We start from the raw sequence: 21,014 nt of genomic DNA, 5'->3' as shown, positions 1-21,014 counted from the left end.
CCCGTCGACAAAACCGCGTTTTTTTATGTCATTTCCCGCTGAATTTATGTACGCAATTACTGTAATTCTGTGGTGTGATGCCGCTCTCTTATGGAGAATCAATTTCCCGCTAAAAATACTCTCAGCACTGGCATTGATCTTATCAATAAAAGGTAATGCCTTGTTTTACGTCCGAATTACAAAAAATCGTCTGATTTTACCCTACATAAAAGAACGTTAAAGCTGGAGTTAACCATGCACAAATTCACTAAAGCGCTGGCTGCCATCGGTCTGGCGGCCATTATGTCACAATCCGCTATCGCTGAATCCATGAAGCTCGGTTTCCTGGTCAAACAGCCGGAAGAACCGTGGTTCCAGACTGAATGGAAATTTGCCGATAAAGCCGGTAAAGACCTTGGTTTTGAGGTGATTAAAATTGCCGTTCCGGATGGTGAGAAAACCCTTAACGCCATCGACAGCCTGGCTGCAAGTGGAGCAAAAGGGTTTGTGATTTGTACGCCAGATCCAAAACTGGGGCCAGCCATTATGGCTAAGGCACGTGGCTACGATATGAAAGTCATTGCCGTCGACGACCAGTTTGCCAACGCCAAAGGTAAGCCGATGGATACCGTGCCGCTGGTGATGATGGCGGCAACCAAAATTGGTGAACGCCAGGGCCAGGAGCTGTACAAAGAGATGCAAAAACGCGGTTGGGATGTGAAATCCACCGCCGTAATGGCCATTACCGCCAACGAACTGGATACCGCACGTCGTCGTACTTCTGGTTCAATGGAAGCGCTTAAAGCCGCAGGCTTCCCGGAAAAACAGATTTACCAGGTCCCAACAAAATCGAATGACATCCCCGGCGCATTTGACGCCGCCAACTCCATGCTGGTTCAGCATCCTGAAGTCAAAAACTGGCTGATTGTCGGCATGAACGACAACACCGTGCTGGGTGGCGTACGTGCGACCGAGGGGCAGGGCTTCAAAGCACCAAACGTGATTGGTATCGGAATCAACGGTGTTGACGCGGTGAGCGAACTGTCCAAAGGCGAAGCGACCGGGTTCTACGGTTCACTGCTGCCAAGCCCGGACGTGCACGGCTACAAATCCAGTGAAATGCTCTACAACTGGGTAACGAAAGGTGCAGAGCCACCGGCATTCACTGAAGTGACAGATGTGGTGCTGATTACCCGCGATAACTTCAAAGAAGAGCTGGCGAAGAAAGGCTTAGGCGGTAAGTAACAGAAGTGCTGCGATGTTGTAGGCCGGATTAGGCGAAGCCGCCTTCCGGCGCAATGCCCGGTGGCGCTGTGCTTACCGGGCCTACGTCCGGCGGTTTTCCTGGCCGGTAAAATCCTGACTCACGGAGACGTTATGCAACAGTCTACCCCGTATCTCTCATTTCGCGGCATTGGCAAAACGTTCCCGGGCGTTAAGGCGCTGACGGATATCAGTTTCGACTGCTATGCCGGACAGGTGCATGCGCTGATGGGCGAAAATGGCGCCGGGAAATCAACACTCTTAAAAATTCTCAGCGGTAACTATGCGCCAACAACGGGATCTCTGACGATCCGCGGACAGGAAGTTTCGTTCGCGGATACCACTGCCGCACTCAACGCCGGTGTCGCCATTATTTATCAGGAACTGCATCTCGTCCCGGAAATGACCGTTGCCGAGAATATTTACTTAGGGCAGTTACCGCACAAAGGCGGGATTGTGAACCGCTCGCTGCTGAACTATGAAGCAGGAATCCAGCTGAAGCATCTGGGGATGGATATCGATCCCGATACCCCACTGAAATACCTCTCCATTGGCCAGTGGCAGATGGTGGAGATTGCAAAAGCGCTGGCGCGAAACGCCAAAATTATCGCCTTTGATGAACCAACCAGCTCCCTGTCGGCTCGCGAGATTGAGAATCTGTTTCGCGTCATCCGTGAGCTGCGCAACGAAGGACGCATCATTCTGTACGTTTCACACCGTATGGAGGAGATTTTTGCTCTCAGCGATGCCATCACCGTGTTTAAAGATGGTCATTACGTCAAAACGTTCACGGACATGCAGCAGGTCGATCACGATGCGCTGGTGCAGGCGATGGTCGGGCGCGACCTCGGGGATATCTATGGCTGGAAATCCAGACCGTATGGCACAGAGCGTCTGCGGCTGCATGAAGTCAAAGCTCCAGGCGTGCGTACGCCAATCAGCTTATCCGTGCGAAGCGGTGAAATTGTCGGGTTGTTTGGCCTGGTGGGGGCCGGACGTAGCGAATTAATGAAAGGGCTGTTCGGCGGTACGCGTATCACTGCGGGCCAGGTATTTATTGATGAACAGCCTATCGATATCCGTAAACCAAGCCATGCCATTGAAGCGGGGATGATGCTGTGCCCGGAGGATCGCAAAGCTGAAGGGATCATTCCGGTCCATTCAGTGCGCAACAACATCAACATTAGTGCACGGCGTAAGCATGTTCTGGGGGGATGCGTGATCAACAACGGCTGGGAAGAGACCAATGCCGATCACCATATTCGTTCACTCAACATCAAAACGCCGGGTGCAGAGCAACTGATCATGAACCTCTCCGGCGGTAATCAACAGAAGGCTATTCTCGGTCGTTGGTTATCGGAAGAGATGAAAGTGATTTTGTTGGATGAGCCTACACGCGGCATTGATGTGGGCGCCAAACATGAAATTTACAACGTGATTTATGCCCTCGCAGCGCGCGGTGTGGCCGTATTGTTTGCTTCCAGTGACCTGCCAGAAGTACTCGGTGTTGCCGACCGTATTGTGGTGATGAGAGAAGGTGAAATTGCCGGTGAGTTACTTCATGAACAGGCGGATGAGCGCCAGGCGTTGAGCCTTGCTATGCCTAAAGTCAGCCAGGCTGTAGCCTGAATAAGGAGAGTATGATGTCTTCCGTTTCTACATCGGGTTCTGGCGCAGCGAAGTCGGCGCTAAATCTGGGCCGCATTTGGGATCAATACGGCATGCTGGTGGTGTTCGCCGTGCTGTTCCTGGTTTGTTCCCTCTTTGTGCCAAACTTTGCGACTTTCATCAACATGAAGGGGTTAGGGCTGGCGGTATCGATGTCGGGTATGGTTGCCTGCGGGATGCTGTTTTGCCTGGCATCCGGTGATTTCGACCTGTCTGTCGCATCTGTGATTGCCTGTGCTGGTGTTACCACTGCCGTAGTCATTAACATGACCGAAAGTCTGTGGATTGGTGTGGCTGCCGGACTGCTGCTCGGTATTCTGTGTGGCCTGGTCAATGGGTTCGTGATTGCGCGGTTAAAAATTAACGCCCTGATCACTACTCTTGCGACAATGCAGATTGTACGTGGTCTGGCCTATATTATCTCCGACGGTAAGGCAGTCGGGATTGAAGACGAGCGTTTCTTCACACTCGGCTATGCTAACTGGTTTGGTCTGCCGGCGCCTATTTGGATCACGGTCGTTTGTTTCATTGTCTTTGGCTTACTGCTGAACAAAACCACGTTTGGGCGTAATACGCTGGCCATTGGGGGCAATGAAGAGGCGGCGCGCCTGGCTGGGGTTCCGGTTGTTCGTACCAAGATTATTATCTTTATTCTTTCCGGTCTGGTATCCGCCATTGCCGGGATTATCCTCGCATCGCGTATGACCAGCGGCCAGCCAATGACCTCAATCGGTTATGAGTTGATCGTGATTTCAGCCTGCGTGTTAGGGGGCGTTTCGCTTAAAGGCGGCATCGGAAAAATCTCATATGTGGTGGCCGGGGTGTTGATCCTGGGGACGGTTGAGAATGCGATGAACCTGCTGAATATCTCTCCGTTCGCGCAGTATGTGGTACGTGGCCTCATCCTGCTGGCGGCGGTGATCTTCGACCGTTACAAGCAAAAAGCGAAGCGTACCGTTTGATGATTTAAACCCCAACTTTTTAGTCTAGCTTCTGCCCGTCGCCAGCCGCTACCCGGCTGGCGATTGTTTTTTCAAATGGCGAGCATGGTCACACTGTCTATACTTATATCCGTCATACATCATCTATATGCCGCGATCCGCGTGGCGTTCTGACCATGATGAGGAGGATAACCGGGTGACAGCATCACTGACTTTACCCCCTGAACAATCTGCAAACTGTGCATACTTTTTTGATCTCGATGGGACACTTGCTGAGATTAAACCTTTTCCCGACCAGGTCGTTGTCCCGAAGACAATCCTGCAATGTCTACATCGGTTAGCGACGCAGAATGCGGATGCGCTGGCATTGATTTCAGGGCGCTCAATGGTTGAGCTTGACGCACTCACTACTCCGTTTCGTTTTCCGCTTGCCGGAGTGCATGGGGCAGAACGCCGTGACATCAATGGTCAAACGCACATAGTAAACCTGCCTGAAGTTATCGAACGTGAAGCCGGGGCGTTATTACACGCAGCGTTGGTGACGTTACCGGGGACAACACTTGAAACCAAAGGCATGGCCTTCGCGTTGCATTATCGCCAGGCACCCGAACACGAAGCGGCGCTGGTTACGCTGGCTGAACGCATCACGCGCAGATGGCCGCAGCTTGCTCTGCAGCACGGAAAATGTGTCGTGGAAATAAAGCCTAAGGGCAGTAATAAAGGCGACGCGATAGCTGCATTTATGCAGGAAGCGCCTTTTGCTGGCCGGATCCCTGTGTTTTTCGGTGATGATCTGACAGATGAAACAGGGTTTGCTGTAGTTAACCGCGCTGGCGGTATTTCTGTAAAGGTAGGGAGCGGGCCGACGCAGGCAACATGGCGTCTGGATGGTGTCAGGGATGTCTGGCACTGGCTGGAGAAAAATAACTCTTCGCAGCAAGAACCGAAAGCAACGAATAACAGAAGAGGTGGCTATGAGTCGTTTAGTCGTAGTATCTAATCGTATCGCCTCACCAGATGACAAAGGGAGCGCGGGTGGGCTCGCGGTCGGTGTACTGGGCGCGTTAAAAGCTGCTGGTGGTTTATGGTTTGGCTGGAGTGGTGATACAGGTAATGAGGATAAACCTTTAAAAAAGGTCACCCGTGGCAATATCACCTGGGCCTCGTTTAATTTGAGTGAGCAAGATTACGAAGAGTATTACTGCCAGTTTTCAAATGCGGTTTTATGGCCCGCGTTTCACTATCGATTGGATTTAGTTCAGTTTCAGCGCTCTGCCTGGGAAGGTTACCAACGGGTTAATGCCTTACTGGTAGATAAACTTCTGCCGTTGCTTGGCGATGACGACATTATTTGGGTTCATGATTACCATCTGTTGCCGTTTGCCTGCGAGCTGCGTAAGCGCGGCGTGCGCAATCGCATCGGTTTTTTCCTGCATATTCCTTTTCCGACGCCGGAAATTTTTAATGCGCTCCCTCCACATCTGGCGCTGCTTGAGCAAATGTGTGATTTTGATTTGCTTGGTTTCCAGACCGAAAACGATCGTCAGGCTTTTCTGGACTGTCTCGCAGCCCAGACTCGGGTGTCCACGCATAAAGATAAGCAGCACCTGGCATGGGGAAAAGCGTTTCGCACTCAGGTTTATCCCATCGGTATTGAACCGGATGAGATTGCTCGACAGGCGTCCGGTCCGCTGCCACCAAAATTGGCACAGCTAAAAGCGGAGCTTAAAAATGTGCAGAATATTTTCTCCGTGGAGCGTCTGGATTACTCCAAAGGCTTGCCGGAGCGCTTTCAGGCCTATGAGGCCTTACTGGAACATTATCCGCAGCACCACGGTAAAATTCGCTATACGCAGATAGCACCGACCTCGCGTGAAGAGGTGCAGGCCTATCAGGATATTCGCCACCAACTGGAAACAGAGGCTGGGCGAATCAACGGCAAATATGGGCAACTGGGCTGGACGCCGCTTTACTATCTGAACCAGTATTTTGATCGTAAATTGCTGATGAAGATCTTCCGCTACTCTGATGTAGGGTTGGTGACCCCGTTGCGCGATGGTATGAACCTGGTGGCGAAAGAGTTTGTGGCCGCACAGGATCCTGCTAACCCTGGCGTGCTGGTTTTATCGCAATTTGCCGGGGCGGCGAACGAGCTAACCTCCGCGCTTATTGTTAATCCTTATGACCGGGATGAAGTGGCAGGCGCATTAAACCAGGCGCTGACGATGCCACTTACCGAACGTATCTCGCGCCACGCTGAAATGCTTGAGACTATCGTTAAAAACGATATCGACAACTGGCAGGCGACGTTCATTTGCGATCTTAAAACGGTCACGCCGCGTCGGAGTCAATGCCAACTGCCAGACAATATCTCTTCCTGTTCTAAACTCGCATGAAGTCGTGGCACTGTGGATTAATCTCCAGCTAGCGGAACCAGAAGAACGTCCACCTGGCTGGTATGAATCACGCTTTTCGCTGAACAGGATGCGCGAGAAAAAAAACTGTGGTTATGGTTGCCGTAAATGACCAGATCAACGGCGTGTTTGCGGCATACATCCAGGATATGTTCATTCAGAGCCCCATAGGTAATAAAGGTATGTTCAATGGGGTATTCTGCTTCTTTGCTAAGTTTGTCGATAAAATCCTGAGTCTCTTCTTGCATCACTTCACGCAGGTCTTCCAGCATGGGGGCAGCAAACTGGTTATACAGTTCGGGGTCTGAGACCAGTGTAATCAGGCTAATTCGGGCGTTGACAGGGCGAGCGATAGAAACCGCCTTGTCTAACAACTGCTGACTTTCAGGGGTGGCGGCAACAGCAACAAGAATGTGCGAATAGCTCATAACCCGCTCCTTTTTTTCAAGAATTATGAGATGGCTTTTCAGCTTTACTCAGCTTACCCCATACTGCAACGTTTCCCGCCTCGATAGTGTGAATGTCATCATGATTATTCATTAATTATTCTTATAAATAGAATAATCGATTCATATTAGTTGCAGATATGTTCAGGTTACTTAAGTGAAACCCACCGCTAATGAAAACAATGTGTTAATAAAAATTAAACATATATTAACATTTGCAAGGTCGTCACATCGCGGTATTAATTAATCACTCTAAATATTTAACTTATTGTTTCTAAAGAATTTAATTAAAAAAGTTTTTTGAGTTAAATATGTGATCCAGCTCGCTATTTCACGGCGTGATATTAACGGATGTGAACAAAATACTATTCGCTTTTATTGCAAGAATATTCGTACATCAGGAATTGAAATAGATGATGGCGGATTAAAAAATAAGCAAAGTAAAAGCTACGCTGATGGATTTATGTTAAGTGTTTGGCTGGTTTATGTGATCTTGATCACATATTCTTTAAATTCGCAGCATACCTCCGTTGTATGTGTAACTGACGGCGGGTAGAGTTGCGTCGAATTAGGAAAAATCTTAGACATTTGTAAGAATTGATGTGAGCTTGTAAGGGACGCTGCCTTCTTAAAAGGGAATGTTTAGACAACGCGTAAGTGTCGTCACGCTGCTATGTATTTGACCTTTTGCTTTTTTTTACCGGGCCTTCCCGGCGACATCACGGGGTGCGGTTTTACCGCATGAAAACAATGTTGGTTATTATGGATGCAAATAATGCATACATCCGAGTTGCTGAAACACATCTATGACATCAATTTGTCATATTTATTGCTTGCACAGCGTTTGATCGTTCAGGACAAAGCATCTGCGATGTTTCGCCTTGGTATCAGCGAGGAAATGGCGGACACGTTGGCAACATTAACACTTCCTCAAATGGTCAAACTGGCCGAAACAAACCAACTGGTATGTCATTTCCGTTTCGACGATCACCAGACTGTTACTCGCCTGACGCAAGACTCCCGCGTTGACGATCTTCAGCAAATTCATACTGGTATCATGCTTTCAACACGCCTGTTAAGCGACATCGATGATGCAGCACGTAAGAAAAGGGCTTGATGATGAGCGAAAAAAGCATTGTTCAGGAAGCGCGTGATATCCAGTTAGCAATGGAATTAATCACATTGGGCGCCCGTTTGCAAATGCTGGAAAGCGAAACGCAATTAAGCCGTGGTCGATTAATCAAGCTGTACAAAGAATTACGCGGTAGTCCTCCGCCAAAAGGGATGCTCCCGTTTTCCACCGACTGGTTTATGACGTGGGAACAAAATATTCATGCGTCGATGTTTTGCAATGCATGGCAATTCCTGCTCAAAACGGGTCTCTGTAGCGGCGTGGATGCCGTGATCAAGGCGTATCGGTTATATCTTGAGCAGTGTCCGCAGCCTGAAGAAGGGCCATTGTTGGCGTTAACCCGCGCGTGGACGCTGGTGCGATTTGTCGACAGCGGATTGCTGGAGTTGTCCCAATGCAATTGCTGCGGTGGGAATTTTATCACCCACGCACACCAACCCGCAGGCAGCTTTGCCTGTAGTTTATGCCAACCGCCATCACGGGCCGTAAAAAGACGTAAACTTTCCCAGAATGCTGCCGATATTATTCCACAACTGCTGGATGAACAGATCGAACAGGCTGTTTAACTGATATGGTGTGGATGAACACTCCAGCAGCGGTAAGCGATTACCGCTGCTTTTTTTTGTCCTGACCTTACGTTAATTGCCCGACTGCGCATCCTGTCATAGTCAATTGCGAAAGGATGATGTCGTGCTTATCTTATTAGGTTACCTGGTTGTTATTGGTACAGTTTTCGGCGGTTACATGATGACCGGCGGACACCTTGGGGCACTCTATCAACCGGCTGAGCTGGTGATTATCGGTGGTGCGGGTATTGGGGCATTCATCGTCGGCAATAACGGGAAAGCCATCAAAGGGACGATGAAAGCGATCCCGTTGCTTTTCCGTCGTTCGAAATACACCAAAGCGATGTATATGGATCTGCTGGCGCTCTTGTATCGCCTGATGGCCAAGTCACGTCAACAGGGCATGTTCTCGCTTGAGCGCGACATCGAAAACCCAAAAGAAAGTGAAATCTTCGCCAGCTATCCGCGCATTCTTGCGGATGCTGTAATGCTTGATTTTATTGTCGATTATCTGCGCCTGATCATCAGCGGCAACATGAATACGTTTGAAATTGAAGCGCTGATGGACGAAGAAATTGAGACTCATGAGAGTGAGGCTGAAGTCCCGGCGAATAGTCTGGCGATGGTCGGCGACTCACTACCGGCATTCGGGATCGTCGCGGCCGTTATGGGTGTTGTGCATGCGCTGGCTTCTGCCGATCGCCCGGCAGCAGAGCTGGGTGCGTTGATTGCGCATGCGATGGTGGGAACATTCCTCGGTATTTTGCTGGCCTATGGATTTATTTCTCCGCTTGCCAGCGTTCTGCGCCAGAAAAGCGCTGAAACAACCAAAATGATGCAGTGCGTGAAGATAACGCTGCTCTCCAATCTGAATGGTTACGCGCCGCCGATTGCCGTTGAATTTGGTCGTAAGACACTGTACTCCAGCGAACGTCCTTCGTTTATCGAACTGGAAGAACATGTTCGTGCGGTGAGAAATCCAACTGCGCAACAGACGACCGAGGACGCATGAAAAATCAGGCCCATCCCATTATCGTTGTAAAGCGACGCAAACATAAGAATCACGGTGGTGGGGCGCATGGCTCGTGGAAAATCGCCTACGCCGATTTTATGACCGCGATGATGGCCTTCTTTCTGGTGATGTGGCTCATTTCTATTTCCAGCCCTAAAGAATTGATCCAGATTGCCGAATATTTCCGTACACCGCTGGCCACCGCAGTGACCGGGGGAAATCGTATTTCGAATAGCCAAAGCCCGATTCCAGGCGGCGGGGATGATTACACCCAGCAGCAGGGCGAGGTGAACAAGCAGCCGAATATTGATGACCTGAGAAAACGTATGGAACAGAGCCGCTTGAGCAAACTTCGCGGCGATCTCGATCAACTGATTGAATCCGATCCCAAACTGCGAGCGCTGCGTCCGCATTTAAAGATTGATTTGGTTCAGGAAGGGCTGCGGATACAGATTATCGACAGTCAGAATCGCCCGATGTTTAAGACCGGTAGCGCTGAAGTTGAGCCGTACATGCGCGATATCCTGCGCGCGATTGCTCCAGTGCTCAACGGGATCCCTAACCGGATCAGCCTTTCCGGTCACACGGATGATTACCCTTACGCGAATGGTGAGAAAGGGTACAGCAACTGGGAATTGTCTGCCGATCGCGCAAATGCATCGCGTCGCGAGCTGGTTAGCGGCGGTCTGGATGATGGAAAAGTATTACGTGTGGTAGGTATGGCCGCCACGATGCGTCTGAGCGATCGCGGTCCTGAAGACGCTATCAACCGCCGTATTAGCCTGCTGGTTCTCAATAAGCAGGCAGAAGAGGCCATTTTGCATGAAAACGCTGAAAGCCAGAATGAGCCGGTAAGTGTCTTACAACGGCCAGCGGAACTCCCGCCGGTAAGCGTTCCCACATCGCCACCAGCCAATCCGAGGTGATAGCGTGAGCATGGATATTAGCGATTTTTATCAGACATTTTTTGATGAAGCTGACGAACTGTTGGCTGATATGGAGCAACACCTGCTTGATTTGGTTCCTGAAGCCCCGGATTCCGAACAGCTGAATGCCATTTTTCGTGCAGCGCACTCGATTAAAGGCGGGGCGGGCACCTTCGGCTTTACCATTTTGCAGGAAACGACCCATCTGATGGAAAACCTGCTGGATGAAGCGCGGCGTGGCGAGATGCAGCTCAATGCCGACATTATCAACCTGTTTTTGGAAACGAAAGATATTATGCAGGAACAGCTCGACGCCTATAAAAGCTCAGTGGAGCCTGATGCCGACAGTTTTGAGTACATCTGCCAGGCGTTACGGCAGTTAGCGCTCGAAGCGAAAGGTGAAACCGCACCGGCAGTTGTTAACTCAGCAAAACTTAGCGTTGTTGACAGTGCCGCGATGCAGGAAGAGGCGGTTGCAAAGCCTGAACCCGCCAGTGAAGAGAGCAAAAAACGCATTACTCTCTCGCGTCTGAAAGCCAGCGAAGTGGATTTACTGGAAGAGGAACTGGGGAATCTGGCGACCTTAACCGATGTGGTAAAAGGAAGCGACACGTTATCAGCAACGCTTGATGGCAACCTGGCAGAAGATGACATCATCGCGGTGCTTTGCTTTGTCATTGAAGCTGACCAAATTGAATTCGAAACCGTCAGCGCAGCGCCTGTGGCAGTTGAAGCTGAAGAGGTGGCAGTTGTCACTGAACCGCAGCCGGTTGCTGTGGCACCTGCGGTGAAAGCTACCGCCAGTGAAGCACCACATAGCCGCGCGGAACGTGAAAAACCCGCCCGCGCCAGCGAGTCGACCAGTATCCGCGTAGCGGTTGAAAAGGTTGATCAGCTTATTAACCTGGTCGGTGAGTTGGTGATCACCCAGTCGATGCTGGCCCAGCGCTCTAACGAACTGGATCCTGTCAATCATGGCGATCTCATCACCAGTATGGGTCAGTTACAACGTAACGCCCGCGATTTGCAAGAGTCGGTGATGTCGATTCGTATGATGCCAATGGAGTACGTGTTCAGCCGTTTCCCTCGTCTGGTGCGCGATCTGGCCGGTAAGCTGGGTAAACAGGTCGAGCTGACGCAGGTAGGTAGCTCAACCGAACTCGATAAGAGCCTGATTGAACGCATCATCGATCCGTTGACGCACCTGGTGCGTAACAGCCTCGACCATGGTATCGAACTGCCGGAAAAACGCCTTGAATCCGGCAAAAGCCCAATCGGCAATCTGACGCTTTCCGCGGAGCATCAGGGCGGGAATATTTGTATTGAAGTGACCGATGATGGCGCTGGCCTGAACCGCGAACGTATCCTGGCTAAAGCTGTCTCTCAGGGCATGCCGATCCACGAAAACATGAGTGATGACGAAGTGGGTATGTTGATCTTCGCTCCAGGCTTTTCGACCGCCGAACAGGTGACGGATGTTTCCGGACGCGGCGTGGGTATGGATGTGGTGAAGCGAAATATCCAGGAGATGGGCGGCCATGTTGAGATCCAGTCTAAACAGGGACAGGGGACCACTATTCGCATTCTGCTGCCGCTGACGCTGGCGATCCTCGACGGGATGTCCGTGCGTGTGGCCGATGAGGTCTTCATTCTGCCACTGAATGCCGTTATGGAATCGCTGCAACCGCGCGAAGAAGATCTCCATCCGCTGGCCGGAGGAGAGCGCGTTCTGGAAGTGCGTGGCGAATATTTACCACTGGTTGAGTTGTGGAAAGTCTTTGAGGTTGAAGGCGCTAAAACTGAAGCGACTCAGGGCATAGTGGTCATTTTACAAAGTGCAGGGCGTCGCTATGCGCTGCTGGTGGATCAGTTAATTGGTCAACACCAGGTGGTGGTCAAAAACCTGGAAAGCAACTACCGCAAAGTGCCAGGTATTTCTGCTGCAACGATCCTCGGCGACGGCAGCGTCGCGCTGATTGTCGATGTCTCTGCATTGCAGGGGTTAAACCGCGAACAACGTGTGGCGATCACAGCCGCCTGATTGAGTGAGAAGGGAATAATATGACCGGTATGAGTAATGTAACTAAACTGGCCGGCGAACCGTCAGGTCAGGAATTCCTCGTGTTTACGCTGGGGGATGAAGAGTACGGTATCGATATCCTGAAAGTGCAGGAAATCCGTGGTTATGATCAGGTGACGCGTATCGCTAACACGCCTGCGTTTATCAAAGGCGTCACAAACCTGCGTGGTGTGATTGTGCCTATCGTCGACCTGCGCGTGAAATTTAGCCAGAGCGATGTGGATTACAACGAAAACACAGTGGTGATTGTGCTGAATCTGGGTCAGCGGGTGGTTGGAATTGTGGTAGATGGCGTCTCGGATGTGCTGTCGCTGACAACGGATCAAATCCGTCCGGCACCGGAGTTTGCGGTCACGCTGTCGACGGAATATTTGACGGGATTGGGTGCGCTGGGTGACCGGATGCTGATTCTGGTCAACATTGAGAAGCTGCTGAACAGCGAAGAAATGGCGCTGCTGGATATTGCCGCTTCCCACGTCGCATAATCGCCATAACTCATCCGGCCTACAATGATTGCTGTTGCAGGCCGGATTAGCGTAGCGCATCCGGCAGATTTCCCTCTTACGCTTCCCGCTCAACCAGCTCCGGTTCTTCTTCCAGTAAACCTTCATCCTGCGCCAGCATCGCCGTTGCAATCCCGTTACCTAATACGTTGATTGCTGAACGTCCCATATCCAGGAAGTGGTCAATTCCCATCAGTAACAGGATCCCGGCGACCGGAATGTTAAAGCTCGGGATGGTTGCAGCCAGCACTACCAGTGCTGAACGCGGCACACCGGCAATCCCTTTGGACGCCAGCATCAGCGTCAGCATCAGGACGGTGATTTCTGCGAAGGAGAGGTGGATGTTATAGGCCTGCGCGATAAACATGGAGGCAAATGAACAATAGACCATGGAACCGACCAGGTTAAACGAATAACCGATAGGCAGCACGAATGACACGATGTTGGGTGAGCAGCCAAATTTAGTTAATTGCTCCAGCGTTTTCGGATAAGCGGCCTCAGAGCTGCTGGTGGTGAATGCGACCAGAACCGGGTCTTTCAGCATGCTTACCAGGCGAAATACCTCTTTTTTCAGCATCACATAACCCACAGCCAGCAGAACCAGGCAGGTCAGCAAAATCGCTACATAGTAGCCGCCGATAAACGACGCATAGTTAAGCAGGATCCCCAGACCCTGGGTGGAGATGACGGAAGAGATGGCGGCAAAAATAGCCAGCGGCGCAACGTACATCACGTAGCCGGTCACTTTCAGCATAATGTGGGAAACCACATCCAGCGCGGCAACCAGTGGAGCGTTAAATTTCTCTCCGAGCGATGCGCCACCAATACCGAAGAACATTGAGAACACCACAATTTGCAGGATCTCATTGTTAGCCATCGCTTCGGCGATGCTGGTTGGAATGGTATGCGTCAGAAAACCTTTCAGGCTCATGCCGCCTACGGCCAGGCCGGTGTCGGTGGCTTCCAGCGGGATCGCCAGGTTCAGCCCGCTGCCGGGTTGCTCAAGGGAAACCACAAACAGACCGACCAGGATAGACAATATAGAAGAGCTGATAAACCAGATCATCGCTTTGCCGCCCACGCGACCGATGGTGGACGTTTCTCCCAGGCGCATAATACCAACGGTCAGGGTGCTGAATACTAAAGGTGCGATCACCATTTTAATCAGGCGTATAAAGATGTCGGTAAGAAGCGTAATGTTATCGGCCCAGGCGGTCACAACGCCGGGGGAGGCATAAGAGTGGATCACCGCACCCGACAGGATCCCCGCCAGCATGAAGATCACGATAAACAACGTGAGTTTGTTTGCATTTGCCACTAAAAAGCCCTCAGTAAGGATTTAACATTTATTGATCGGTTACTCATTTTTTATACTTATTAAGTGGTAACGAGGTATTCATCATATAAATTGGATTAAAGCGTAAGCGGATACAACTTTTTTTAATTTTTTATCCATTTTGTTGTGGTATTTACGATGCGTATGTGTGATCTCAATCACATAAAAATGCGTATTTCGGCCATTCTGACCGTGCTCACCGATGAAAATAAATGTTATTTACATGATAATTATGGTGTTTTTATGTGAATGATTTGTGGTTGCTGCACACCCGTTTTATCTTCCCCTCGCCAGGCTTCACATCCCTTCAGGATTTCCTTTTCGCAAACGTAAAGTTATCTCAGCGAGTGCCGATAACGTTGATAACTCGTTTTCAGGAAGGTGCCTTATGTTTAACCGTATCCGCGTTGTCACAATGCTGATGATGGTGCTGGGGGTTTTCGCACTGCTACAGCTTGTTTCCGGTGGTCTGTTGTTTTCTTCATTGCAGCAGAATCAGCAAAGTTTTGTTATTTCTAACGATCTTCGACAGCAGCAAAGTGAACTCACCTCAACATGGGATCTGATGCTGCAGACACGAATCAATTTAAGCCGTTCTTCTGCGCGCATGATGATGGATGCATCTAACCAGCAAAGCAGCGCCAAAAACGATCTGCTGAAGAATGCGAAAGCATCGCTGGCGCAGGCTGAAACGCATTACGCAAAATTTAAAAACATCACACCGTTGCCGGAAATGGCAGAAGCCAGCGGCAACGTTGAGGAAAAATATCAGCAGTACCATGCGGCCCTGGCAGAACTGGTTCAGTTTCTGGAAAGCGGCAATATGGACGCCTACTTCGCGCAGCCTACGCAGGGAATGCAAAACGCGCTCGGCGAGGCGCTGGGCAAGTACGCCAGCGTTAGCGAAAAGCTTTACGTCCAGGCATTTGATCAAAGCGCGCGGGATTACCATTTCGCCCAATGGCAGCTCGGCGTGCTGGCCGTGGTGCTGGTGCTGATTCTGGTGGTGGTCTGGTATGGCATCCGTCATACCCTGCTTAATCCTCTGTCCCGTGTCATTGCCCATATCCGGGAAATCGCCAGCGGTAACCTGACCGCAACTCTCGCCGTTAGTGGCCGTAACGAAATCGGCGAGTTGGCCAGTACGGTTGATCATATGCAGCGCTCGCTGACGGAAACCGTCACTCTGGTGCGTGAAGGCTCTGACGCGATTTATTCCGGTACCAGTGAAATTGCCAGCGGAAACACTGACCTTTCATCTCGTACGGAACAGCAGGCGTCTGCACTTGAAGAGACCGCAGCCAGCATGGAACAGCTGACCGCAACTGTGAAGCAAAACGCGGACAACGCGCGTCAGGCCTCGCAACTGGCAAAAAGCGCGTCCGATACCGCGCAGCATGGCGGCAAAGTGGTTGATAGCGTGGTGAACACCATGCACGAAATCGCCGATAGCTCGAAGAAAATCGCCGACATCATCAGCGTCATCGATGGCATTGCCTTTCAGACCAACATTCTCGCACTGAACGCGGCAGTTGAAGCAGCACGTGCCGGTGAGCAAGGCCGCGGCTTTGCTGTGGTAGCGGGTGAAGTGCGTAATCTGGCAAGTCGCAGTGCGCAGGCGGCGAAAGAGATCAAAGCATTGATTGAAGATTCCGTTTCCCGGGTTGATACCGGTTCCGTACTGGTAGAAAGCGCCGGCGAAACAATGAACGATATCGTCAATGCCGTGACGCGGGTGACCGACATTATGGGCGAGATTGCCTCGGCATCTGATGAGCAAAGCCGGGGGATTGATCAGGTTGCGCTCGCGGTCTCTGAAATGGATCGCGTTACGCAGCAGAACGCCTCTTTGGTACAGGAGTCAGCTGCCGCAGCGGCCGCTCTTGAAGAACAGGCCAGTCGCTTAACGCAGTCGGTATCGACTTTCCGTCTTGCGTCACGTCCGGCCTCGACAAAACCACGCGATACACGATTACCAACAGCCCCGAGCGCATCCTATCCGCGCCAGAGCATTGAACAAGATACGAATTGGGAAACATTTTGACTGATAGTTAAACCGCGGCCAGTGCCGCCCAATGGGAGCGTTGATGTTTAATCGTATTCGAATTTCGACCACGCTGTTTTTGATTTTAATCCTCTGCGGTGTTTTGCAGATTGGCAGTAATGGCTTGTCCTTCTGGGCATTTCGGGACGGTTTTCAGAACCTGAATCAGGTCGAACGGAGTAATCAGCAACGCGCTGCGCTGGCCCAAACCCGCGCTGTGTTATTACAGGCCAGTACGGCCCTTAATAAGGCAGGGACGCTGACCGCCCTGAGCTATCCGCCAGAGGACATCAAAACGCTGATGACCCTCGCGCGCGACAGCCTGGCGCAGTCTGAATTGATGTTTAAACGCTTTATGGCGACGTCGGATTCGACGGAACAAGGCAAGGCGCTGTTAGGCGCAACTGAGGAAAATTTCAACCAGTGGCATAGCGCTCTCGCGCATCAGGCCACCTGGCTTGAAAACAATCAGTTGTCAGATTTTCTGACCGCGCCGGTGCAGGCGGCTCAGGATGCTTTTGATGCGAATGTGAATGCGTGGCAGAGCAACATCGACAGCGTGTTACAAACGGCAGGCGATCAGAGCCAGCGAAATTACCATATGTCGGGGGTGATTTTCGCCACCATGGTGGTACTGGCGGCACTGCTCACCAGCGGTGCGCTGTTCTGGTCGCGCAAGATGATCGTTCAGCCGCTGGCGATTATTGGCAGCCATTTCGACAGTATTGCCGCGGGGAACCTGGCACGACCGGTAGCGGTTTATGGTCGCAATGAGATCTCGGCCATTTTTGCCAGCCTGCAGAAGATGCAAAAGGCGTTACGCGAAACGGTCAGTGACGTTCGTCAGGGCAGCTCAGCCATGCATAGCGGTATTTCAGAAATTGCGATGGGCAATAACGATTTATCTTCGCGAACCGAACAGCAAGCGGCCGCTCTGGCGCAAACGGCGGCCAGCATGGAGCAACTGACCGCCACCGTCGGCCAGAACGCTGATAACGCACGCCAGGCGTCAGGAATCGCCAAAAGTGCGGCAGACACAGCGCATAAAGGTGGCGAGCAGACGTCCCGGGTCGCCAGCACTATGCATGAGATTTCTGCCAGCTCGCAGAAAATCGGCGACATCATCGGCGTGATTGACAGCATTGCCTTCCAGACCAATATTCTGGCGTTGAATGCCGCGGTAGAGGCCGCCAGGGCGGGGGAGCAAGGGCGTGGTTTTGCCGTCGTCGCTGGTGAGGTGCGCAATCTGGCAAGCCGTAGCGCACAGGCGGCGAAAGAAATTAAGGGACTGATTGAGGAATCTGTCACCCGGGTGCATCAGGGCTCGCAGCTGGTGGATATGGCGTCGCGCACTATGACGGAAATAGTCAGTTCGGTGACCCGGGTTAACGACATCATGGGCGAGATTGCCTCGGCATCCGATGAACAGCGCAGAGGCATTGAGCAGGTGGCGCAGGCCGTCAGCCAGATGGACTCCGTGACGCAGCAAAACGCCGGTCTGGTGGAAGAAGCCGCATCCGCCGCCGGACAACTTGCCACGCAGGCCGATCATCTTTCTGCTTGTGTCGCATTTTTTAAACTTGAAGAGCAAACCGTAGCAAAACAAGAGTTGGCGCAGCCTCAGGTTGCGCCCGTTGTATCCTGAATGTGATTGAGAAGGCGCTATGACATCATCTCTGCCCTCCGGGCAAACGTCATTATTGTTACAGATGACACAGCGCCTCGCGCTGTCTGACGCGCATTTTCGTCGGATATGTCAATTAATCTACCAGCGTGCGGGGATCGTACTGGCCGACCATAAGCGGGACATGGTTTATAACCGCCTGGTTCGTCGTCTGCGTACCCTGGGGCTGGATGACTTTGGTCGCTATCTCAGCATGCTGGAAGCTAACCAGAACAGTGCTGAGTGGCAGGCTTTTATTAACTCCCTGACTACCAACCTGACCGCGTTTTTTCGCGAAGGGCATCATTTTCCGGTGCTGTCAGATCACGCTCGTCGGCGCAGCGGTGAATACCGCGTCTGGAGCGCGGCGGCGTCAACCGGAGAAGAACCCTACAGCATTGCGATTACGCTTGCCGATACCTTAGGTATGGCACCGGGCCGCTGGCGCGTTTTTGCCAGCGACATTGATACCGAAGTGCTGGAAAAGGCCAGAAACGGCATTTACCGCCTCGATGAGCTAAAGACGCTGTCACCCCAGCAGTTGCAGCGTTATTTCATGCGCGGCACCGGGCCGCATGAAGGACTGGTACGCGTAAGGCAGGAACTGGCAGGTCATGTTGAATTTTCCAGCGTGAACTTACTGGATAAGCAGTACAACGTGCCCGGACCGTTCGACGCCATATTTTGTCGTAACGTGATGATCTATTTCGATAAAACGACACAACAGGACATTTTGCACCGTTTTGTTCCACTTCTTAAACCTGACGGGCTGCTCTTTGCAGGTCATTCAGAAAACTTTAGCAACCTTGTGCGCGAGTTTAGCCTGCGTGGACAGACCGTGTATGCGCATGCGCCAGGTAAGGATAAAGCATGAGTAAAATCAGGGTGTTGTCGGTAGATGATTCTGCATTGATGCGTCAAATCATGACCGAAATTATTAACAGTCACAGTGATATGGAAATGGTGGCGACGGCGCCGGATCCGTTGGTCGCCCGGGATTTAATCAAAAAATACAATCCCGACGTCCTGACGCTGGACGTGGAAATGCCGCGCATGGACGGCCTCGACTTCCTGGATAAGTTGATGCGCCTGCGTCCAATGCCTGTGGTGATGGTTTCTTCACTGACCGGCAAAGGTTCAGAGGTCACGCTGCGGGCCTTGGAACTGGGGGCGATTGATTTTGTCACCAAACCGCAACTGGGGATCCGCGAAGGGATGCTGGCGTATAGCGAGATGATTGCTGAAAAGATCCGCACCGCATCGCGCGCAAAACTGGCGGCCCATAAGCCCATGGCGGCACCGACGACCTTGAAAGCAGGGCCGTTACTCAGTTCGGAAAAGCTGCTGGTGATTGGGGCATCAACCGGAGGAACAGAGGCAATTCGCCATGTACTCCAGCCATTGCCGCTTTCAAGCCCCGGTATTCTTATTACCCAGCATATGCCACCAGGGTTTACCCGTTCGTTCGCCGAACGTCTGAACAAACTGTGCCAGATAACCGTGAAAGAGGCAGAAGACGGAGAGCGCGTACTCCCGGGGCATGCGTATATCGCGCCGGGCGACAAGCATATGGAACTGGCACGCAGCGGCGCGAACTATCAAATCAAAATTCATGACGGTCCGCCGGTTAATCGGCATCGGCCCTCAGTGGATGTGCTGTTCCATTCGGTGGCGAAACATGCGGGGCGCAATGCCGTCGGGGTGATCCTGACCGGTATGGGCAACGATGGCGCAGCCGGAATGTTAGCGATGAATCAGGCGGGAGCCTGGACCATTGCGCAAAACGAAGCAAGTTGTGTGGTGTTCGGCATGCCGCGCGAGGCCATCAATATGGGTGGCGTAAGCGAAGTGGTCGATCTTAGCCAGGTGAGCCAGCAAATGCTGGTGAAAATTAGTGCCGGACAGGCAATACGTATTTGAATCAGGAGTTTATTTTTATGGCGGATAAAGAGCTTAAGTTTTTGGTTGTGGATGACTTTTCCACCATGCGTCGCATCGTGCGTAACCTGCTTAAAGAGCTGGGATTCAACAATGTTGAAGAAGCTGAAGACGGCGTGGATGCGCTGAACAAGCTGCAGGCTGGGGGATTCGGTTTTGTTATTTCTGACTGGAACATGCCGAACATGGATGGACTGGAACTGCTGAAAACCATCCGTGCTGATGGCGGGATGGCTTCTCTGCCGGTGCTGATGGTCACGGCAGAAGCGAAAAAAGAGAACATCATTGCGGCAGCACAGGCAGGTGCCAGTGGCTATGTCGTGAAACCGTTCACGGCGGCGACGCTGGAAGAAAAACTGAATAAAATCTTTGAGAAACTGGGCATGTGAGGGTGTGATGATGATGCAACCACAAATTAAACCTGCTGACGAACACTCTGCAGGGGACATCATCGCGCGCATCGGCAGTTTGACCCGAATGCTGCGCGACAGCCTGCGTGAACTGGGGCTGGATCAGGCCATTGCCGAAGCGGCAGAAGCGATTCCTGATGCCCGCGATCGTCTCGATTATGTTGTACAGATGACCGCGCAGGCGGCGGAGCGTGCGCTAAACAGCGTAGAAGCTTCGCAGCCGCATCAGGACGCGATGGAAAAAGGGGCCAAAGACCTGACTAAACGCTGGGATGAATGGTTCGAAAATCCGATCGAACTCTCCGACGCACGTGAACTGGTCACCGATACCCGTCAGTTCCTTGGTGATGTACCTGGACATACCAGCTTTACCAATGCCCAACTGCTGGACATCATGATGGCGCAGGATTTCCAGGATCTCACCGGACAGGTCATCAAGCGCATGATGGATGTTATCCAGGAGATTGAACGTCAGCTGCTGATGGTTCTGTTGGAAAACATTCCGGAACAGGGCGCTCGTCCAAAACGTGAAAACGAAAGCTTGCTTAACGGCCCGCAGGTTGACGCCTCGAAAGCCGGTGTAGTGGCAAGTCAGGATCAGGTTGACGACCTGCTGGATAGCCTCGGGTTCTGATGAGTATTTGCCGGATGTGAGGCGTGGGCCTCTCATCCGGCTTATGCGCAATTCTGCTT

The 21,014-nt window shown here is 51.7% G+C and carries 19 protein-coding genes; 17 read left to right on the top strand and 2 right to left on the bottom strand.

The window, feature by feature from the left end:
• Positions 1-234: 234 nt before the first annotated feature.
• The 5 genes from OGX90_RS03350 to otsA all read left to right on the top strand — a co-directional run bounded on the left by OGX90_RS03350 (position 235) and on the right by otsA (position 6,247).
• On the top strand, positions 235-1,224 hold the full coding sequence (locus OGX90_RS03350; RefSeq protein WP_003833897.1) for an arabinose ABC transporter substrate-binding protein: 990 nt from the start codon (positions 235-237) through the stop codon (positions 1,222-1,224).
• A gap of 132 nt (positions 1,225-1,356) precedes the next feature.
• Positions 1,357-2,871 carry an arabinose ABC transporter ATP-binding protein AraG gene (araG, locus tag OGX90_RS03345; RefSeq protein ID WP_003839135.1) on the top strand — a complete coding sequence of 505 codons (1,515 nt, stop codon included), beginning with the start codon at positions 1,357-1,359 and terminating at the stop codon, positions 2,869-2,871.
• Between the two features lie 14 nt (positions 2,872-2,885).
• A complete protein-coding gene (gene araH / locus OGX90_RS03340; RefSeq protein ID WP_003034609.1) occupies positions 2,886-3,872 on the top strand; it encodes an L-arabinose ABC transporter permease AraH in 987 nt (328 codons plus the stop codon).
• Between the two features lie 175 nt (positions 3,873-4,047).
• Positions 4,048-4,851 (top strand): trehalose-phosphatase, encoded by an 804-nt coding sequence (gene otsB, locus OGX90_RS03335; RefSeq protein ID WP_218659166.1) that lies wholly within the window; start codon positions 4,048-4,050, stop codon positions 4,849-4,851.
• The gene (otsA, locus tag OGX90_RS03330) at positions 4,826-6,247 is read left to right on the top strand and encodes an alpha,alpha-trehalose-phosphate synthase (RefSeq protein WP_008785073.1); all 1,422 of its coding nucleotides are present in this window, start codon (positions 4,826-4,828) and stop codon (positions 6,245-6,247) included. The genes otsB and otsA overlap by 26 nt, the downstream gene beginning before the upstream one ends.
• Positions 6,248-6,264: 17 nt before the next feature.
• On the opposite strand, the gene uspC is transcribed toward otsA, so the two are convergent.
• Positions 6,265-6,693 (bottom strand): universal stress protein UspC, encoded by a 429-nt coding sequence (uspC, locus tag OGX90_RS03325; RefSeq protein ID WP_008785072.1) that lies wholly within the window; start codon positions 6,691-6,693, stop codon positions 6,265-6,267.
• Between the two features lie 793 nt (positions 6,694-7,486).
• On the opposite strand from uspC, the gene flhD reads away from it, so the two are divergent.
• From flhD to cheW, 6 genes are all read left to right on the top strand, one after another.
• Positions 7,487-7,828, top strand: a complete 342-nt coding sequence (flhD, locus tag OGX90_RS03320) for a flagellar transcriptional regulator FlhD (protein WP_003034622.1) — start codon at positions 7,487-7,489, stop codon at positions 7,826-7,828.
• Positions 7,825-8,409, top strand: coding sequence for a flagellar transcriptional regulator FlhC (flhC, locus tag OGX90_RS03315; protein ID WP_008785071.1), 585 nt, complete (start codon positions 7,825-7,827; stop codon positions 8,407-8,409). The genes flhD and flhC overlap by 4 nt, the downstream gene beginning before the upstream one ends.
• 124 nt (positions 8,410-8,533) lie before the next feature.
• Positions 8,534-9,421 carry a flagellar motor stator protein MotA gene (motA, locus tag OGX90_RS03310; protein WP_003034628.1) on the top strand — a complete coding sequence of 296 codons (888 nt, stop codon included), beginning with the start codon at positions 8,534-8,536 and terminating at the stop codon, positions 9,419-9,421.
• A complete protein-coding gene (motB, locus tag OGX90_RS03305; RefSeq protein ID WP_003034631.1) occupies positions 9,418-10,347 on the top strand; it encodes a flagellar motor protein MotB in 930 nt (309 codons plus the stop codon). The genes motA and motB overlap by 4 nt, the downstream gene beginning before the upstream one ends.
• A 4-nt stretch (positions 10,348-10,351) precedes the next feature.
• A complete protein-coding gene (gene cheA / locus OGX90_RS03300) occupies positions 10,352-12,388 on the top strand; it encodes a chemotaxis protein CheA (RefSeq protein ID WP_057068897.1) in 2,037 nt (678 codons plus the stop codon).
• A gap of 20 nt (positions 12,389-12,408) precedes the next feature.
• The gene (gene cheW, locus OGX90_RS03295; RefSeq protein ID WP_003034638.1) at positions 12,409-12,912 is read left to right on the top strand and encodes a chemotaxis protein CheW; all 504 of its coding nucleotides are present in this window, start codon (positions 12,409-12,411) and stop codon (positions 12,910-12,912) included.
• Between the two features lie 76 nt (positions 12,913-12,988).
• Here the strand turns inward: cheW and OGX90_RS03290 are convergent, their stop codons facing one another.
• Positions 12,989-14,248 carry a dicarboxylate/amino acid:cation symporter gene (locus tag OGX90_RS03290; protein ID WP_286623125.1) on the bottom strand — a complete coding sequence of 420 codons (1,260 nt, stop codon included), beginning with the start codon at positions 14,246-14,248 and terminating at the stop codon, positions 12,989-12,991.
• Between the two features lie 406 nt (positions 14,249-14,654).
• On the opposite strand from OGX90_RS03290, the gene tar reads away from it, so the two are divergent.
• From tar to cheZ, 6 genes are read left to right on the top strand one after another with little or no spacing between them, the layout of a single operon-like run.
• Positions 14,655-16,310 carry a methyl-accepting chemotaxis protein II gene (gene tar, locus OGX90_RS03285; RefSeq protein ID WP_079934729.1) on the top strand — a complete coding sequence of 552 codons (1,656 nt, stop codon included), beginning with the start codon at positions 14,655-14,657 and terminating at the stop codon, positions 16,308-16,310.
• 43 nt (positions 16,311-16,353) lie between these two features.
• Positions 16,354-17,955: a methyl-accepting chemotaxis protein IV gene (gene tap, locus OGX90_RS03280; protein WP_174771409.1), complete on the top strand. Its 1,602-nt coding sequence runs from the start codon at positions 16,354-16,356 to the stop codon at positions 17,953-17,955.
• A gap of 19 nt (positions 17,956-17,974) precedes the next feature.
• Positions 17,975-18,847: a protein-glutamate O-methyltransferase CheR gene (gene cheR, locus OGX90_RS03275; RefSeq protein ID WP_032943796.1), complete on the top strand. Its 873-nt coding sequence runs from the start codon at positions 17,975-17,977 to the stop codon at positions 18,845-18,847.
• Entirely contained in the window at positions 18,844-19,893 is a 1,050-nt protein-coding gene (locus OGX90_RS03270; protein ID WP_279850684.1) for a protein-glutamate methylesterase/protein-glutamine glutaminase, read from the top strand. The genes cheR and OGX90_RS03270 overlap by 4 nt, the downstream gene beginning before the upstream one ends.
• A 17-nt stretch (positions 19,894-19,910) precedes the next feature.
• The gene (cheY, locus tag OGX90_RS03265; RefSeq protein WP_003034656.1) at positions 19,911-20,300 is read left to right on the top strand and encodes a chemotaxis response regulator CheY; all 390 of its coding nucleotides are present in this window, start codon (positions 19,911-19,913) and stop codon (positions 20,298-20,300) included.
• Positions 20,301-20,310: 10 nt separating this feature from the next.
• Positions 20,311-20,955: a protein phosphatase CheZ gene (cheZ, locus tag OGX90_RS03260; RefSeq protein WP_003034659.1), complete on the top strand. Its 645-nt coding sequence runs from the start codon at positions 20,311-20,313 to the stop codon at positions 20,953-20,955.
• Positions 20,956-21,014 lie beyond the last annotated feature (59 nt).

It is taken from the genome of Citrobacter sp. Cpo012 (genome assembly GCF_030333015.1).
GTDB classification, from domain to species: Bacteria; Pseudomonadota; Gammaproteobacteria; order Enterobacterales; family Enterobacteriaceae; genus Citrobacter; species Citrobacter portucalensis.
Note: the sequence above shows the minus strand (reverse complement) of the source record. Positions and strands in the feature narration are given on the sequence as shown.